The organism is Sediminicola luteus (genome assembly GCF_002514735.1).
Lineage (GTDB): Bacteria > Bacteroidota > Bacteroidia > Flavobacteriales > Flavobacteriaceae > HQA918.
The window spans coordinates 924,379-940,196 of the sequence record NZ_NBWU01000001.1 but is presented as its reverse complement, the minus strand read 5'-3'; the positions used below and the strand labels follow the sequence as shown (position 1 = coordinate 940,196).

Here is a 15,818-nt window from a genome sequence, read left to right as displayed (position 1 = left end):
ATCGTGGTTTGTGTTAGGTTTTTAAATGGCGAAGTACTTGATTCAGGCAATGTGCCATATCTTTTTCAATCTGTTTTGCCCAAAACCGGTAAACGGTGTAACCCAGCCGTACTAATTCACGGTTTACCTCTACATCGCGCTGCATATTGCGCTCGATCTTGGCGATCCAAAACTCACGATTGCTTTTGAGTTTATGTTTCCGGATTTCCCAATCTTTCCCATGCCAAAATTCTCCGTCGATAAAAACAACGGTTTTGTGTTTTTTGAGTACGATATCGGGTCTACCAATAAGTTTGCGGTAGTCTTTGCGATATCTATACCCGGCATGCCAGAGTGCTTTACGGAATGCGATTTCGGGTTTGGTGTCCTTACCGCGAATCTTTCCCATGATCTTCGAACGTTCCGGTGTTGTGTAAAAACCAGCTGCTTCCGTAAATCGGGGCACCTGTATGGGTTTTTCGGAATAGGGATCCATGACTTAGTTTTGCTACATAAATTACGAATTTTTTAAAGTCGGTTTTCCAAAAGATTCCATCTTGTCCAAATCCGAAATTGTAGGCATAAACAATACGAATAGTACGTAAGAGCATTGATAAAAGCGCATAAAAACCTTACATTCGTTTCAAAGAAACATTTAATCTAACCATTTTTCCATGTTACGACGATATTCCTTAGTACTTGCCTTTTTGGTCACCTCTTTTTGTATGGCTCAAACCTCTGAACGACCTAATGTGGTGGTCATTGTTATGGATAACCTGGGTTGGGGAGAGATCGGGGCCTATGGTGGGGGAATTTTAAGGGGTGCGCCAACCCCACGTTTGGATGCTTTTGCGAAAGAAGGCATGCAGTTGCTGAATTTTAATGTAGAACCCCAGTGTACCCCCTCGCGTTCGGCATTGATGACGGCCAGGCATCCCATTCGTTCCGGCACCACCAAGGTAGTTTGGGGCCTGCCCTACGGTATGGTAGGTTGGGAAAAGACCATGGCCGAGCTCTTTTCCGAAAAAGGATATGCTACGGGAATGTATGGTAAATGGCATTTGGGTGATATGAAAGGTAGGTTCCCCACCGATCAAGGTTTTGATGAGTGGTATGGTATTGCCAATACTACTGATGAATCGGAATATACCTCCCAAATAGGCTTTGATCCGACTGTGGTAACTCCGCCACAGATACAACAAAGCACCAAGGGCAAAACACCTACCGCGGTCAAAGAATACAATGTTAAAACCAGGCGTACTATTGATGCCGAATTGGCTGATAAAGCCATAGCCTTTATGGAAAAAAGTGTAAAGCAAGACAAGCCCTTTTTTGTCTATCTTCCTTATACCTTGGCGCATTTACCCACTTTGCCCAATCCGGAATTCGATGGGAAATCGGGTAATGGGGGTTGGGCCGATGTATTAATGGAGATCGATCATAGGGCCGGGCAGATTTTTGATGCCATAGATAATCTTAAGGTACGAGAGAACACCATAGTGATCTGGATGAGTGAAAACGGTCCTGAAGAGGCATCGAGTTGGTTCGGGACAGCAGGATATTGGCGTGGGCACTACTTTACCGCCCTGGAAGGTTCTTTACGAACGCCATTTTTGATCCGGTGGCCCAACAAGATCAAGGCCGGGGTAAAGACCGACGCTATAGTACATATAACCGATGTATTACCCACTTTGGCCAGTGCCGTAGGTTTGGATATGCCCACCGACCGTAAGATTGATGGTGTAGACCAAATGCCCTTGTTCATGGGGCAGACCGAAGACTCGGCCCGGGAAGGTTTCCCGGTCTATAATGGAGATGAGATGTTCGCTTATAAATGGCGCAATTACAAGGTGCATTACTACAAACACGAAAACATGTTCGATAAACCCATAAAGCATAATTTTCCCAGGGTACATAATCTGTTGCGCGACCCCAAGGAATTGTTCGGTATTTATGGCGGACACGAGACCGGGGCCGAAAACCTGACTTGGGTATTACCGGCCGTTACCAAGGAAGTGTTGAAGTTTAAAAAGACCTTACAAGAAGAACCTCCCATTCTATTGGGTACGCCGGAACCCTATAGGCCCAAATAGATTTGGAGCTTGTTACCCCTTCGAATATCAGTTTAGGGAATATGTGCCACGGTTGCCGTTGTATTTGACGAAATATAAGGTAGAAAGACCCAGGATCAAACAAGGAATCAATCCCGTTTTAAATCCCACGGACCATAGTAGATTATAATGCTGGACTACGATTAGAATTAGATAGAAGATAAAACCACTTCCATATTGTAGTACCCTAGACCAAGAGGTTGTTTTTGGGGTTTGGCTGGCAATTAAAAAGGGTAACGAAAAGCTGAGTAAAAAAGCGGTAATTCTACTATTGGTATTGGCATTTGAATCCAAGGTGGCATAACCGATTACCGTCATTAAGAAGATGTTCAATACTACCAGCCATGAAAGTTTTAATAGGCTCGCCCAAAGGGATTTTGGTTTTTCTAGGGTTTTATCGAACATAGCGATGTCTATTCCCAAGGCGGTACTGATTTGTTTTAGGGTGTAATCCCTAGGGGTATTTTTATCAAGTTCGACCCGTTGGATGGTCCTTTGGGTCAATTTAGATTTTTTAGCCAATTCTGCTTGGGTAAGTCCTTTTCTTATTCTGATTTCCCGAACTTTTTTCCCGATCATATGGTATCGATTTAAAGCGGGAAATTATATAAAAAAGATGCTATACGCCGGATTTTCGATGCGACAATTGAAGCGACATTTGATTTTTGCATCAAATATTGGTTGTACCATAAGAATATTAATCGCTTCCGTACCATCTATACAGTTCTAGGGTCAGTGGTACAATTTCAGGCCTTACCACTGGGCTAATACCCGAAATTGTGTACAAAACAACCAGTTATGCGTACGATTTTGATAGGGTTCCTGGCCATGGCCTCCATAGCTATGTGCAGGGCACAGGATAACATTCAACTACAATTCAACGGCATTAATAAAAACGTTGGCAGCTTGGTCACCAAAGAATACAACCATAACGGTAAGTATTTGACCTTAGTGGCCCATGAAAAAAAACTGCCCGATCCCTCCAAAATCGGTGATGGGGTTAAAAAGGACCTGGGTCTGCGTTTGGTATTCAGTCTAGACAATATTGAGGGGTTGTTACCATTGGGGACAAAAGATACCCTGAGGATGGCTTTGGCCAGTCCGGAATTCGGAAAGATGGAGTTCGAAGCGAATAGGGCCATGATACAAAGCGATGAGGCCAAAAAACTGCAAGCTACTTCGGCCCAACTGAAAAAGTCCTTGGAATCTAAAGAGGCCCGAATGCAGGCCTTGAGTAAAAGGGCCGCTTCCGGCGATATGGCTGCGGTTACCGAACTGGAAAAACTTTTGAATGGTGAGATAGCCAAAATCGAGGGAAGTGGCGTAATGGAAATGGACCTGGACTCTGGTTTTGATAGCGATCAACCCCATTTCGGATTGGTCTTCTACATTCCTTATAAGCAAGACACCTTGGAATACGAATTGGAAGTGCAACAAGGCCGTTTTGAGGCCTATCGTATGGATAAGGGTGGGGTGCACCTAAAATTTCAGGGGGAGGCCATATTGTATTACGATCCGTGGGACGAAGAAGCGCAGGCCAAAGATCGGCTCAGGAACGGTAATCCGGATTTTGAAAAAATACCCAAGGAAACCGGGAGCCTTCACGGGAGTATAGTATTGACGTTTTAACCCAAAAAGAAGTTAAATAGTCTAAAATCAACTGCTTATGTAACCTTTGTCACCGTATAGCCTGTTAGCGCTACCGATATTTGTGGTAACAAAAGCGGCCGCTTGCGGTTGGATTAATGGTTAGGTTGGTTAAGCGGTCGCTTATTTGTAATGTTGGTTTTAGGTTGTTGAAACCCTAGATCTATATTCAGGTCTAGGGTTTCTTTTTTGCGATTTGTAACCGGGGTAACTGTAGTTGCCCCGATCAAAGGATATTTTTGAAGTATGAGAGGCGATAATACCACCATTTATATAATTGCAGGCATTATACTATTACATTTTGTGGTAGGAATTATGTACCTGCTGTATAAGCTCACCAAGAAAAAATAGACCTTGGGTCCAGCAATGGGCCCTGTTGCGTTTCTTAAGCGTAAAACTTACTGTTTAGTTGCCTATGGTAAGTTTGATCTTTAAGGTATCCTTGGCACATTGTAAGGAGGTCGATTGGCCGGCTAGCTTACAGGTTTCTATCAAAACGACATCTACGCCCTTAAAATTATTTTTGGCCTTGTATTTATAAACGGGGTTCCAATTCGAACTGGCATCGCGCACGATTTCACTTTGTTCGAATTGGGAGGGGTGTTGTAAAATCACGGCACCTTCCTCATCCCCAAAATCACCGATGGAAATGGTATGTGTATCTGTGTTGTTCAGTTGCAGCTCTTGGTCGAATGCCTTTAAAAACACTTGCTCTTCGCTTTGGGAATCGGTGATGTTTTCCGAAGTGGTATTACAGTTTGTCGTAAGCAAGATTAAGGTGAATAGACCGAGATATTTCATAAATCAATGGTTTTGTTTGAAAATATTTACGTACAATAGTAGGCTTTGGATTACATGATGACTTATGGTCATAAAAAAATCCTGATAGGTCACTACCAGGATTTTTTTAAAAATATGGTTTAAAAAGATTTTACCCTTTTAAATTCGCTTTAAGGAACTCACGGTTCATACGGGCGATATTGGTCAGGGAAATACCTTTAGGGCACTCTACTTCACAGGCACCGGTATTGGTACAGTTACCAAAACCTTCGAGATCCATTTGGGCAACCATGTTCTTCACACGGTCTGCGGCTTCTACCTGTCCTTGTGGCAACAGGGCATATTGCGAAACCTTGGCCCCTACGAAAAGCATGGCCGATGAGTTTTTACAAGTGGCCACACAAGCCCCACAACCGATACAGGTAGCGGCATCCATGGCTTCGTCGGCAGCATGTTTGGAAATTGGGATGGCATTCGCATCTTGGGTGTTCCCCGAGGTATTCACCGAGATATAACCTCCGGCCTGTTGTATACGTTCAAAAGACGTACGATCTACGATAAGATCTTTGATTACCGGAAAGGCTTTGGCGCGCCATGGTTCAATGGTAATGGTATCGCCATCGTTGAACATACGCATATGCAATTGACAGGTGGTAATACCACGGTCTGGTCCGTGGGCTTCCCCGTTAATATACATAGAGCACATACCACAGATACCCTCCCTACAGTCGTGATCGAAGGCTACGGGCTCCTCGCCTTCGGCGATTAATTGCTCGTTAAGCACGTCCATCATCTCTAGAAAGGACATATGTTCAGAGATATCGGTCACTTTATAATCGACCATTTTACCTTTATCGTTGGCACCTTTTTGCCTCCAGATTTTTAACGTTAAGTTCATAGTCTTCTTATTTATATGATCTCTGTTTCAATTCTATATCGTTAAACTCTAACTGCTCTTTGTGCAGTACCGAATCAGCGGGTTCTCCTTTGTATTCCCAGGCGGCAACAAAGGCGTAATCTTTATCGTTACGTTTGGCCTCTCCTTTTTGCTCGCCATCCAATTCCACCGATTCTTCACGGAAGTGTCCCCCACAGCTTTCCTCACGCATTAGGGCATCTTTGGCGAAGAGTTCACCCAATTCGAGGAAATCGGCTACCCTTCCGGCTTTTTCAAGTTCTGGGTTCAGTTCGTCGGCGCTTCCGGGTACTTTTACCTCTTTCCAGAATTCCTCACGGATCTGTTTGATCTCGGCCATGGCTTCCTTCAACCCTTGCTCGTTTCGTGCCATACCTACTTTATCCCACATTACCTTACCCAAACGTTTGTGGAAATGGTCTACCGATTTGGTCCCCTTATTGTTCATAAAGAAGTCGATACGGTCTTTTACCGCTTTTTCAGCCTCGTCGAACTCGGGGCTATCGGTAGGTATGGTTCCGGTACGGATATCATCGGCCAAATAATCGCCAATGGTGTAGGGCAATACGAAATACCCATCGGCCAAACCTTGCATTAGGGCAGAGGCCCCAAGGCGGTTGGCACCGTGGTCAGAGAAGTTGGCCTCTCCGATACAGTAAAGTCCGGGGACAGTGGTCATTAGGTTGTAGTCTACCCAAACCCCGCCCATGGTATAGTGGGTGGCCGGATAGATCATCATTGGGGTTTTGTAGGGGTTCTCATCCACGATCTTTTCGTACATCTGGAAGAGGTTACCATATTTGGCTTCCACTACTTTTTCGCCCAATTCGGTGATTTTTTCTTTGGATGCATTGGCAATACCTTGAATTTTAGCCTGCTCGCTACCATAACGCTGTATGGCAGATGCAAAATCTAGATATACCGCTTCTCCGGTAGCGTTTACACCATAACCGGCATCGCAACGCTCTTTGGCGGCCCTTGAGGCCACATCGCGTGGTACCAGGTTACCGAAAGCCGGGTAGCGACGTTCTAAGTAATAATCGCGGTTTTCTTCGGCAATCTGGGTCGGTTTCAGTTTCCCTTCACGAATAGCCATTACATCGTCCATGTTCTTGGGTACCCAAATACGTCCATCGTTACGCAACGATTCCGACATCAGGGTCAGTTTCGATTGGTAATCGCCCGAACGCGGAATACAGGTTGGGTGGATCTGCGTATAACAAGGGTTGGCGAAATAGGCGCCTTTTTTATGTATTTTCCAAGCCGCGGTGGCATTGGATCCCATAGCGTTGGTCGATAAGAAGTATACGTTTCCGTATCCGCCAGTGGCGATAACCACGGCATGGGCCGAGTGGCGTTCGATCTTACCGGTAACCAGGTCACGGGCAATAATACCTCGTGCCTTACCATCGACCTTGACCACGTCCAACATTTCGTGACGGTTGAACATTTCGATTTTACCACGGGCAATTTGTCGGTTCATGGCCGAATAGGCACCGAGCAACAACTGCTGTCCGGTCTGTCCTTTGGCGTAAAAAGTACGACTAACCAATACCCCACCGAAAGAACGGTTGTCCAACAAGCCACCATAATCGCGGGCAAAAGGTACCCCTTGGGCCACACATTGGTCAATGATATTGGCCGATACCTCTGCCAAACGGTATACGTTGGCTTCACGCGAGCGGTAGTCGCCCCCTTTTACGGTATCGTAGAACAAGCGGTAGGTAGAATCGCCATCGCCCATATAGTTTTTGGCGGCATTGATACCCCCTTGCGCGGCAATAGAGTGCGCCCTACGTGGCGAATCTTGGTAAGCAAAGGCTTTTACGTTATACCCCAACTCTGCCAAGGTAGCGGCTGCAGAACCTCCGGCCAATCCGGTACCTACCACAATAACATCGATAAGACGTTTATTGGCGGGGTTTACCAAATCGATCTTGTCTTTATAGGTCGTCCATTTATCCTTTATGGGACCTTTTGGAATTTTAGCATCTAATACAGACATAAGAAAGGGTATTATTAATGGTTAAAGTGGTGAAAAAGTGCAATGAAAATGAATCCGGCCGGAATCAAGATCGCGTAGGCCTTTCCGAACCCTTTTAAACCGTTAGTGTATTTGTTATTGGCCCCGACCGATTGGAAGGCGGAGTTGAAACCGTGAAGCAAGTGAAGCGCCAAGAAAACAAAGCCCATTACATATAGGGCCACACGCCAGATGGGCACGAATTTATGCTGAAGCTCTTCAAAATAGCGGAATTCACCGTTGTGCATGCCGCTCATATCGCCCAAGATGTACTTGGTGTTCATTTCGGGGAACCAGAAATCGATAAAGTGGATTACCAAGAAAATTAAGATAAACATTCCGGAATAGATCATATTACGGCTCATCCAGGTAGAATTGGCCGCACCATTGTTACGGGCATAAGACACCACTCGGGCGTTTCTGTTCTGAATTTCCAAGATAAAGCCCATAACGAAGTGATAGACCACTCCGAAGATAAGTACCGGCTGCATAGCAAACTGAATCACCGGATTGGTACCCATAAAATGGGAGGCTTCATTAAAAAGCCCTTCGTTAAAAACCGATAAAAGGTTGATAAGAAGGTGCATAACTAAGAAAAAGATCAGGAAAATCGCCGAAAGCGCCATAGCGTATTTCCGGCCTATCGAAGATTTGAAAAATCCACTCATATCGAAAAATTTGATGTTACAAATTTAGGCCCCGGCGCCTTTATTAACAAGCCCTTAAGAGACGGGGTGTCTATTTAGAATGGGTATAAAGAGAGATGCCGGAAATGGACGACATATATTTTTTCAAAAACGAAATAAACAATGATTTTTATCAGTGTAACTATTTAAAAAAGAATAGCCATCCGATGCATGTGCTACAAAGGATGGCTGGGTTGTTATATAGGTTTTAGTGGGGAGGCTTTTTGGCCGAAATTACTTTAAGGTATAGGTAATGCTAAGATGGTGGGTATACCCTTCCAATGGCAATTTAAAATAAAGAATGTGGGTGGTATTAATAGGAATTGCGGTAACCTCTTCTATAGAAACTATGTCACCTAGTTTTTTACCCAATGCTTCCGCCGTGAGTTCGGCCTGTTGGTGGGCATGGTCTATGGCGGCTTTTTTAAGTTGTAAGGCTTCGGATGTCGAGATTTTGGTCTCGATGTCAACGTAACCCCTTTCCAGTCCCACCGAACTGATGTCGAGAAAGGTATTAAATTCTTCTAAAGAACGTGTCTTAAAAACATATTTGGTACCCTCGGTATGCGAATAGGTAAGTTTATAGTCCAACGGAAACTCTTCTAGCTTGTTGAGTGCCATTCCCTGTTTTTGTAATTGTGAGGTATAAAGATCTTTAAGGTTCGACATTTCATAATCGTCTCGAGAGCTACCCCCAAGGTTTTTACTTAAGGTCATATTGGCCTTGTATACCATATCTTTAGGTATAAGGCTAGCCTGGCCCGAGACCGTGATCTTTGTGGGTTGTTGACACCAACCGATTAGGGGGCAGATCAGTACGAAAAGCAGTATTCTTAACATGGTTTTTTTAGTTTAAATGGGTTAGAGGAGGATAAAATTCCTGTGGATTATTGGGTGGGTCTTAGTCAAACCCTAAGTAACAATTCTTGCTGAAGGTCTTACTTGAGTTTGCTGTGGAATAGTTATACAGTTTTCCACGCATGAAATAGAATGGGGAGTCGTTTCTGGCCGTGGCTTCCACCAAAAGGAATGAGGGTCTTTCTAAAACTGCCTTTGGGGTTATTTCGGGGCAGTCGTCGCAAAACTGCATCACCACCGCATCTTCAACTTGTTGCCAAATTCCTTTGCCAATGGGGTTTTCCGGGTCGTCCAAAGGCAATACTTGCAGCTGGTTGTCATACCCAAGTCTCAAATAATAGGTAGCAGCTTCCGTTTCCGGCTTATCGTGTTCGGCATAGGATACGGCCCACAAGCTATTCTCGACACTCTTGGTCAGTACGAAGCCGGTATGCCAATTGCCTTGGTCGTTTACGGCATTGACCAGCACCGTATTATGGCCAATGGGTAGGTCGCGGGTCCATTCAATGGCACCGGTCTCGGAATCGATCTCAAGGCCATCCAAATTGCCGACCAATGAGAAACTACCGGTATTGCCCGACCATTCCATTTCTGGTTTTGGTATGGTACCGGCAGATGCGAGCCTAACGACCATACTATCGGAAGCGTATTGGAACTGTATGGGTGTTTCTTGAACCTGGGGGTCGTTCGAACTGCAAGCGCCAAGAAACCCCAAGAACATTAGGGTGGCTAGGTATTCGGCACTTAGGGGTTTAGGGCCTGGTTTCATTCGTAATGGTTTCATCTAAATAATCTATTTTGAAAAGAAAATCGTTCTGTGTTCCTTCCGGTAGTTCTTGGATTAATGAATAGCCGGTAATCCGGTCTTCGGTATCGTATTCAAAACCACTGGCCCGATAATGTTGCGATCCAAGGCCATAACTGTCAAGAACCATGGGCTGGCCCAATTGAAGCGGTATGGTATGATCGTAGATAATGTTTAAATACAGAGAAAAAAGGGTAAGGGCCCTAGGTAACTCAATATCTTTAAAAGCACCTTGTCTATCGGAATAAGTATACACCCTTTGGCTTCCGGCGAATGCAGCTGCTGTGGGTTTGCCACTGGTATCGAAGTCGACCCAAAACGGGAAGGCCGAACTTATCGATTCCGCCGTATAGTCCAATCTACGGGAATTTGGATCGTATTCGAGGGTATAGTCTTGTGAAGAGTCGGGCCAATTTACCTCCATACCTGTCAACTCGCCTTGAGTGTCGTATTTCCAATTGAATCGTACCTGTAACCCATCTTCGGGGTGCTCCATACGAATGGTGTTCAGTTGGCCATCGTTATGGTAACCGAAGGTTATTTGCGATTCGTTGAGGATTTGATCGAAGTCACTATCCGCAATCCGCTTGCCGATGACCATCGCTATCGATTGGATCCGATCTTTTTCATCGTACACGAACCTATAGGAAGAATAATCGCCATCCGTCCTGTCCGAAATGATCCGAAAAGGTTTAGCGATCGCTTTTACTTCCATCGAATGGTCATCATCTTTGGAGCAGCCGATAAACAGCCAGCAAAAGAAACAGCTTATTAGCACCCAAGTGTTAGGGTTGTTAAAGTTCACGTTTTTCATACCGAATTGTATATTTAGAGGAAAAATGGGGTGCCTGGCTAAGGGTGAATGAAATAGGATAACCGGCCATATCCCGTAAGTGGTTGGAAAATCTTAGGGGAGTTGGGCCCCCTGCATGAATAATCGATCCAATACTGTTTTGTGAGAAATACAAGAGCTCAAAGTGGTTATAGGTAAAAATGATGCTATGCCAAATGCGGTGGGCCGGTTGTAAAGGAACTGCATGGAAACAGCCTTTTTCGGCATTGGTATAGGTTATTTCGGTAACCGTTTCACCCATACTTAGGGTCTGTAATTGATTGTTGTCGCCAAATTGCCACACCATGGGCATGGTCGCCAGTTCACCTTCCAAGGTATATTGGTTTTCATTTTTCGAATAAGAAAGGTCCCAGGCTTTGGCTTCGCCATCCATGGTGGCGTTTAGGTAGGCAATGGTACCATCTTCATAGTATTGAAATGCGATTTGGAATTGTTTATCGATGATGGTATTGGTAGTCATCACCTCGATCAATTGTCCGTTCTGGTTATACGTAAAATCGACTAGGGCCTTATTGGCGAGCCCATCGAAGTTTCGGTTGTATTCAATCCGTTCGAGTTGGTTATTGGCCGAATAGTGCATTGAATAGTCTACGGTTTCGCCCGTATGGTATTCCATAAAAACCGAAGTAGGTACCGAAATGGTTTCCGTCTTAGGCATGGGTGTTGTTTCAATTCCGTCGTCATTGGAACAGGAACTTAGTAAAACAAGGCATCCGAATAGAAGGAGTTTCAAAATCTTCATAGCCTATATTTTAGTTGGTTTCAAAAGCCCAAATGTCATCGTAAAAGCCCCATTGGTCAACGCTGCCGTTTTCGAAGGCACTGTAGATCGGATAGCCGTTAATGATCCAATGTAATTGGTTAAAATAGACCGAGGCATGATCGGATCGTGGACCAAAAGAACTGTCTTCGGTAGTCACCATTTCCCAATCGATACCATTGGCACTGCGCCAAATATCGTTATGGTATACATAGTCTTCGGAATCGCCCCCGATGAGGTACATATAGTCTCCGTCGGTAGTTAGGCTGTGTCCCCTTCGGGCGGTAAAGGCGGCATTTTCGGTAGCCTGATGCCAATCGACCCCGTTTTTGGTGAACCAGACATCATTTAAGAAAACCGGATTGCCCGTTGTCTTGCTAAAACCACCAACAATCCAAAGTCGGTCTTCGAACACCAAGGCGGCATGATCTTCCCTGGGGGCAAAAGGCGCGTTAAAAATGGCGATTTTCCATTCCGCTCCATCTTTTGTACTCCAAACATCGTTACGCGATTGCCCATAGGTGCCATGGGTGCCCCCGGCAACTAGGAACAATTTATCATTAAAGGTGGTCAGGGTATGCCTTCTTCTAGGTGAAAAAATGGCATTCGGGGATTTGGGTTCGACCTGAAACCATTCCGATCCGTTTTTTGAGGTCCACACCTCATTGGTCTGCGTTAGGTTGTTGGGCTGGCCTAATTCGCCCCCGACCAACCAAATTTGATCCTGCATTACCGAGGCGCCAAAATGGCGTCGGCCCAAGAATGGGGCCGTTTCAACCATGGTCTCCCAATGTAGGCCATCTTCACTGGCCCAAACATCGTTATAGAAATCGCCCATACCATCTCCGGCGATTACCCAAAGTTTTTTATGGAATACCAAGACCTCATGCCCATGACGTGCGTTAAAGGGAACGGATTTGCTCATCTCTTTGGGGATCAGTGTAGTGGGTTGGGGGTTTTTTACGATGATTTTTCCGTCGGTTAGTAGCGCATCCGGTGGGGTTACAGCTTGAACCTCCGATTTTTCGCAGGAAATCGTCCAGATTGCCAGACCTAGGGTCAAAAAAAGAGTTACTGTTCTCATGGTTCCAGATTTAAGAGGGTTACAACTTCGTCATAAGACATTTGGCTATAGTCTATACTGGGTTTTCCGGTAGTTGCGGTAATCCAATCCGAAGCAATGATGTTTGCTTCCCCGGTATCGCCTTTGGGACCGGTCTCACCCGGAATACCCTGTTCGCCTTGTGGTCCGGCAGGGCCTGTGGCACCTTCCGCTCCGTCTTCCGGGCTACATGAAAAAAGGAGAAACAGGCTTAATAAAAGAATGGGGTATGTTTTCATTTTGAATTCGATTTAGATGTTTTTTCGAACCCTAGGGGTATTCTGGGATATTGAAATAATCCAATAACTCGTGGTAACCCATATCCTGCCAAGGGGCTTCTTTGTGTTTTCCGAACGATCCCGGCCCTTCGTTGTCGTCGATCTTGGTTGAACCAGGAATTATTATATAGCGGATCGCATTGAAGGCCGGTTTACCAAAAGGGGCGTCTGGATCAGGGTCGATACTATGCAATTCCAAATTGATTACTTCCGGGTCTTCTATCCAATAGGTATAATGTTGGTAACGGTTACCATAGAAAGTGTAGGGGATAGGGAAAACGGCGATATCGGATTCCTTTACGGGTAATTTTGTACCAAAGACACGAATGTCTCCAGTCTCCGCTATTTCCAAGGTTATCCCAGGAGCATCTAGATATCGGGCTATATTTCTAAAGGGAACGGGGTCGGGTAGATCCAGTGGAATCCATTCTGAATAGATTACATTGGCGTTTCCGTTTGCGCCATCGGTTCCGTCGGCTCCATCTTCACCGGCCGGGCCTTGATCCCCGGTATCGCCTTTGGGTCCGGTCTCACCCGGAATACCCTGTTCGCCTTGTGGTCCGGCGGGGCCTATGGCACCGGCCGCTCCATCTTCCGGGCTACAGGAGCCCAGTAGTAAAAGGTAGCAAAGAAAATATCTCAAGTACTTCATGGCAATTTTTAAAAAAGTCCCCCGGGAAAACAGGGATCCCGAGGAACCGGTTAGACACTATTCTGGGATATTGAAATGCTCCAGAATTTCTTCGTAACTCATATTATTTAGATCTAGGTCGGCCGTTTTTCCGGTGATTCCGCCAGTACCATTACTGGCTTGGGTGCCACCAGGAATCAAAATGTAGCGGTATTGATCGAACAGTGGTGTACCGATGTTCGAACCATCGATTTTGGCCAATCTGATGTTGAGGTCGTTTTCTTCGTAGCGGAAGTAGTAAGAAACCCCCGAACTTCCTATGAAAGGTAGGGCGAAGACAAAATTGTTGGTTGTGGTCCTACCATATACCAAAACGACACCTTCTTCTACTATGGCGGCATCTAAAGAGGGCACATCGTACGAACCATTGGCGGTGGGCGCCATAATGTTGTTGTCGTTGTCGACAATGGGCGAATCGAGCCAGTCGGAATAGATTACATTGGCCGTACCGGTCTCGCCATCGGTACCGTCAGCCCCGTCTGCTCCATCGGCACCGTCTTGGCCATCTACACCCGCAGGACCTACGGGGCCTTGCTCACCTTGGGGTCCGGGAGGGCCCATTTCACCATCTTCGGGCGAACAGTTGATCAAAAAAATGAGGCTAAAGGATAAAAATAGGGCCTTACATACATGTTTCGTTTTCATTACAATTGGTTTATGTTAATTATCGATTATTGTGGTATACCGAAGTAGTTACAGATCTCGGCATAGTCCATTTTTGTAAAGTCGGGTCTTGGTGTTCCTTTTGAGGGAAAGGGGGTGTTACCGGGTATGATCATAATCCTGAACTTGGTATTGTTGTTCGGACTAAAGAAAATGTCATCTAAGGGCTCTGTTTCCCAATCGGTTGCGGTAACCCGTATTCTTGGGATATAGATATTATACCAGAGATGTGGGGCCATTTCTACCATATAATGTTCCCGACTAACGGGGATACTCACGGGTAGCGGCATAATACTATTGCGTTTGGCAAAAAACATGACCAAATCACGATCTATATCGAATAGGGATTTTTTTACCTTTGGTAGATCACAAAATGCGGCCCCATAAACACTGGAATTCGGCAGTTCACTGTCTACCCATTCCGAGTACAATACCTTTGTACCATTCGTGTTTGTTTTGGTTTCGAATTGTAGGTAGGAAACATCTTCTAGGGGTGCTTCTTCTTCCGTTTTGGAACAGGAAAGGCAAAGCATCATGCAGCCAAGTATCCATAGGCCGTATTTGAGCGAAGCGGTGGTCATGATTTTTATACTTTGGTTTCTATACCGCTAAACTAGATTGGCCCTATCCCATGGGTATCCCGTTTTTTGGAAATGAAAAAAAACGGGACGCATTTTTAGATGTTCAGGCCATTCCCAGCAAACTGTTTTTAAACTGCACCGGGGTTATACCCGTATGTTTTTTAAAAGCCGCGTAAAAGGCCGATTTGGAATTGAAACCGGCTTCGAGGCCCACGGAGACCACCGTATAATGGGAAAAGGAATCTGAGCCTAGGTTTTCCTTCACATCTTCAATACGGTATTCGTTTACAAAGTCGTTAAAGCTTTTTTGAAGTAGGCTATTGACCAAGCTAGAAAGGTAGCATGCCGAGATACCCAGACGTTCAGCGGTGTTTCCGAGACTTAAGCAGGGGTCGCGGTATATTTTTTTGATCCGCATCATGTTCTCGAGCCTTTTGAAATACGGATTCGATTTGGTAAAGATCTTGCGTCTTTGGCTTCCCAATTCCTTTACTTTTTGTGCGCAAAGGGCCGCCACTATTTTAAGCAGGTGCAGATGTCTTTCGTTAAAAAAATGGGCCTCTGGGTGTTCTGAGTCGATAACCCCATATAGTTTTTTACCTACTATAATTGGCACACTGATTTCAGAAAGTCGGCAGGCATCGTCTACCAAATATCTAGGGTCGTCGGCCGTATTGTGCACGATTTCGGCCCTTTTGGCCAGGGCTACACTACCTACGATACCTTGGCCCATTTCGAGCTCGATCTGGTTATGGATCTGTTCTTGGCAGGGGTTTTTGGTGCCATAGGCCGCACGTTGGATCAGTTTATGTCGTTCGTGGTCCAGGGTGTAGATTACGCAGTCTATAAACCCAAGGTGATGGATTACGTTTTTAGTGATGTCCCACAGTACTTCTTCCTCGGTTTCCTTGAGGTATAATGAAGATGAAAAGTAACTGATGGCCTTGAGTTCTTCGAGGTGGTATAGTTGTGCTTGCATAGCTTTTTCCTTTTTTAGGGTAAAGCTATTTTAGGCCCGGGGCCAGTCGCTGTAAGTATGTAACTAAAGGGTATTCAAATGTAACCAAAGGGCGAAATGCCCCTGA

Annotated in this window: 18 protein-coding genes; 2 read left to right on the top strand and 16 right to left on the bottom strand. The window is 45.3% G+C overall.

Annotated elements, in window-relative coordinates; all coding sequences use genetic code 11:
• Positions 1-13 precede the first annotated feature (13 nt).
• Positions 14-475: a very short patch repair endonuclease gene (locus tag B7P33_RS10735; protein ID WP_097441962.1), complete on the bottom strand. Its 462-nt coding sequence runs from the start codon at positions 473-475 to the stop codon at positions 14-16.
• Between the two features lie 178 nt (positions 476-653).
• Here B7P33_RS10735 and B7P33_RS10730 point away from each other — a divergent pair, with 178 nt between their 5' ends.
• Positions 654-2,072 carry an arylsulfatase gene (locus tag B7P33_RS10730; protein ID WP_097441961.1) on the top strand — a complete coding sequence of 473 codons (1,419 nt, stop codon included), beginning with the start codon at positions 654-656 and terminating at the stop codon, positions 2,070-2,072.
• Positions 2,073-2,099: 27 nt separating this feature from the next.
• Here B7P33_RS10730 and B7P33_RS10725 read toward each other — a convergent pair whose 3' ends face one another.
• A complete protein-coding gene (locus B7P33_RS10725) occupies positions 2,100-2,669 on the bottom strand; it encodes a helix-turn-helix domain-containing protein (RefSeq protein ID WP_097441960.1) in 570 nt (189 codons plus the stop codon).
• A 219-nt stretch (positions 2,670-2,888) separates the two neighbouring features.
• Here B7P33_RS10725 and B7P33_RS10720 point away from each other — a divergent pair, with 219 nt between their 5' ends.
• Positions 2,889-3,719, top strand: a complete 831-nt coding sequence (locus tag B7P33_RS10720) for a hypothetical protein (RefSeq protein WP_097441959.1) — start codon at positions 2,889-2,891, stop codon at positions 3,717-3,719.
• Between the two features lie 423 nt (positions 3,720-4,142).
• Here the strand turns inward: B7P33_RS10720 and B7P33_RS10715 are convergent, their stop codons facing one another.
• The 14 genes from B7P33_RS10715 to B7P33_RS10650 all read right to left on the bottom strand — a co-directional run bounded on the left by B7P33_RS10715 (position 4,143) and on the right by B7P33_RS10650 (position 15,712).
• Complete coding sequence (locus B7P33_RS10715) at positions 4,143-4,538, bottom strand: hypothetical protein (RefSeq protein WP_097441958.1); 396 nt, start codon at positions 4,536-4,538, stop codon at positions 4,143-4,145.
• 130 nt (positions 4,539-4,668) lie between these two features.
• On the bottom strand, positions 4,669-5,415 hold the full coding sequence (locus B7P33_RS10710) for a succinate dehydrogenase/fumarate reductase iron-sulfur subunit (protein ID WP_097441957.1): 747 nt from the start codon (positions 5,413-5,415) through the stop codon (positions 4,669-4,671).
• Between the two features lie 7 nt (positions 5,416-5,422).
• Positions 5,423-7,438 (bottom strand): fumarate reductase/succinate dehydrogenase flavoprotein subunit, encoded by a 2,016-nt coding sequence (locus tag B7P33_RS10705; RefSeq protein WP_097441956.1) that lies wholly within the window; start codon positions 7,436-7,438, stop codon positions 5,423-5,425.
• Positions 7,439-7,452: 14 nt separating this feature from the next.
• On the bottom strand, positions 7,453-8,124 hold the full coding sequence (locus B7P33_RS10700) for a succinate dehydrogenase cytochrome b subunit (protein WP_097441955.1): 672 nt from the start codon (positions 8,122-8,124) through the stop codon (positions 7,453-7,455).
• Between the two features lie 252 nt (positions 8,125-8,376).
• The gene (locus tag B7P33_RS10695) at positions 8,377-8,982 is read right to left on the bottom strand and encodes an SIMPL domain-containing protein (protein WP_097441954.1); all 606 of its coding nucleotides are present in this window, start codon (positions 8,980-8,982) and stop codon (positions 8,377-8,379) included.
• Positions 8,983-9,043: 61 nt separating this feature from the next.
• On the bottom strand, positions 9,044-9,784 hold the full coding sequence (locus tag B7P33_RS10690; RefSeq protein ID WP_141402450.1) for a hypothetical protein: 741 nt from the start codon (positions 9,782-9,784) through the stop codon (positions 9,044-9,046).
• A complete protein-coding gene (locus B7P33_RS10685) occupies positions 9,753-10,619 on the bottom strand; it encodes a hypothetical protein (protein ID WP_097441952.1) in 867 nt (288 codons plus the stop codon). Before B7P33_RS10685 ends, B7P33_RS10690 begins: the two co-directional genes overlap by 32 nt.
• Positions 10,600-11,400 carry a hypothetical protein gene (locus tag B7P33_RS10680; protein ID WP_097441951.1) on the bottom strand — a complete coding sequence of 267 codons (801 nt, stop codon included), beginning with the start codon at positions 11,398-11,400 and terminating at the stop codon, positions 10,600-10,602. Before B7P33_RS10680 ends, B7P33_RS10685 begins: the two co-directional genes overlap by 20 nt.
• A gap of 10 nt (positions 11,401-11,410) precedes the next feature.
• Positions 11,411-12,502 carry a Kelch repeat-containing protein gene (locus B7P33_RS10675; protein WP_141402449.1) on the bottom strand — a complete coding sequence of 364 codons (1,092 nt, stop codon included), beginning with the start codon at positions 12,500-12,502 and terminating at the stop codon, positions 11,411-11,413.
• Positions 12,499-12,759: a collagen-like protein gene (locus tag B7P33_RS19595; RefSeq protein ID WP_097441949.1), complete on the bottom strand. Its 261-nt coding sequence runs from the start codon at positions 12,757-12,759 to the stop codon at positions 12,499-12,501. Before B7P33_RS19595 ends, B7P33_RS10675 begins: the two co-directional genes overlap by 4 nt.
• Before the next feature lie 31 nt (positions 12,760-12,790).
• Positions 12,791-13,450, bottom strand: a complete 660-nt coding sequence (locus B7P33_RS19380) for a collagen-like triple helix repeat-containing protein (protein WP_097441948.1) — start codon at positions 13,448-13,450, stop codon at positions 12,791-12,793.
• Between the two features lie 57 nt (positions 13,451-13,507).
• Positions 13,508-14,134 (bottom strand): collagen-like protein, encoded by a 627-nt coding sequence (locus tag B7P33_RS10660; protein WP_097441947.1) that lies wholly within the window; start codon positions 14,132-14,134, stop codon positions 13,508-13,510.
• A gap of 26 nt (positions 14,135-14,160) precedes the next feature.
• Positions 14,161-14,733, bottom strand: coding sequence for a hypothetical protein (locus B7P33_RS10655; RefSeq protein WP_097441946.1), 573 nt, complete (start codon positions 14,731-14,733; stop codon positions 14,161-14,163).
• Positions 14,734-14,836: 103 nt separating this feature from the next.
• Positions 14,837-15,712 carry a helix-turn-helix domain-containing protein gene (locus tag B7P33_RS10650; RefSeq protein ID WP_097441945.1) on the bottom strand — a complete coding sequence of 292 codons (876 nt, stop codon included), beginning with the start codon at positions 15,710-15,712 and terminating at the stop codon, positions 14,837-14,839.
• Positions 15,713-15,818: the final 106 nt, after the last annotated feature.

Excerpts from the sequence above, each read along its gene's own strand:
- B7P33_RS10735 (WP_097441962.1), bottom strand. The coding sequence starts at position 475 with ATGGATCCCTATTCCGAAAAACCCATACAGGTGCCCCGATTTACGGAA.
- B7P33_RS10730 (WP_097441961.1), top strand. The coding sequence starts at position 654 with ATGTTACGACGATATTCCTTAGTACTTGCCTTTTTGGTCACCTCTTTT.
- B7P33_RS10725 (WP_097441960.1), bottom strand. The coding sequence starts at position 2,669 with ATGATCGGGAAAAAAGTTCGGGAAATCAGAATAAGAAAAGGACTTACC.
- B7P33_RS10720 (WP_097441959.1), top strand. The coding sequence starts at position 2,889 with ATGCGTACGATTTTGATAGGGTTCCTGGCCATGGCCTCCATAGCTATG.
- B7P33_RS10715 (WP_097441958.1), bottom strand. The coding sequence starts at position 4,538 with ATGAAATATCTCGGTCTATTCACCTTAATCTTGCTTACGACAAACTGT.
- B7P33_RS10710 (WP_097441957.1), bottom strand. The coding sequence starts at position 5,415 with ATGAACTTAACGTTAAAAATCTGGAGGCAAAAAGGTGCCAACGATAAA.
- B7P33_RS10705 (WP_097441956.1), bottom strand. The coding sequence starts at position 7,438 with ATGTCTGTATTAGATGCTAAAATTCCAAAAGGTCCCATAAAGGATAAA.
- B7P33_RS10700 (WP_097441955.1), bottom strand. The coding sequence starts at position 8,124 with ATGAGTGGATTTTTCAAATCTTCGATAGGCCGGAAATACGCTATGGCG.
- B7P33_RS10695 (WP_097441954.1), bottom strand. The coding sequence starts at position 8,982 with ATGTTAAGAATACTGCTTTTCGTACTGATCTGCCCCCTAATCGGTTGG.
- B7P33_RS10690 (WP_141402450.1), bottom strand. The coding sequence starts at position 9,784 with ATGAAACCATTACGAATGAAACCAGGCCCTAAACCCCTAAGTGCCGAA.
- B7P33_RS10685 (WP_097441952.1), bottom strand. The coding sequence starts at position 10,619 with ATGAAAAACGTGAACTTTAACAACCCTAACACTTGGGTGCTAATAAGC.
- B7P33_RS10680 (WP_097441951.1), bottom strand. The coding sequence starts at position 11,400 with ATGAAGATTTTGAAACTCCTTCTATTCGGATGCCTTGTTTTACTAAGT.
- B7P33_RS10675 (WP_141402449.1), bottom strand. The coding sequence starts at position 12,502 with ATGAGAACAGTAACTCTTTTTTTGACCCTAGGTCTGGCAATCTGGACG.
- B7P33_RS19595 (WP_097441949.1), bottom strand. The coding sequence starts at position 12,759 with ATGAAAACATACCCCATTCTTTTATTAAGCCTGTTTCTCCTTTTTTCA.
- B7P33_RS19380 (WP_097441948.1), bottom strand. The coding sequence starts at position 13,450 with ATGAAGTACTTGAGATATTTTCTTTGCTACCTTTTACTACTGGGCTCC.
- B7P33_RS10660 (WP_097441947.1), bottom strand. The coding sequence starts at position 14,134 with ATGAAAACGAAACATGTATGTAAGGCCCTATTTTTATCCTTTAGCCTC.
- B7P33_RS10655 (WP_097441946.1), bottom strand. The coding sequence starts at position 14,733 with ATGACCACCGCTTCGCTCAAATACGGCCTATGGATACTTGGCTGCATG.
- B7P33_RS10650 (WP_097441945.1), bottom strand. The coding sequence starts at position 15,712 with ATGCAAGCACAACTATACCACCTCGAAGAACTCAAGGCCATCAGTTAC.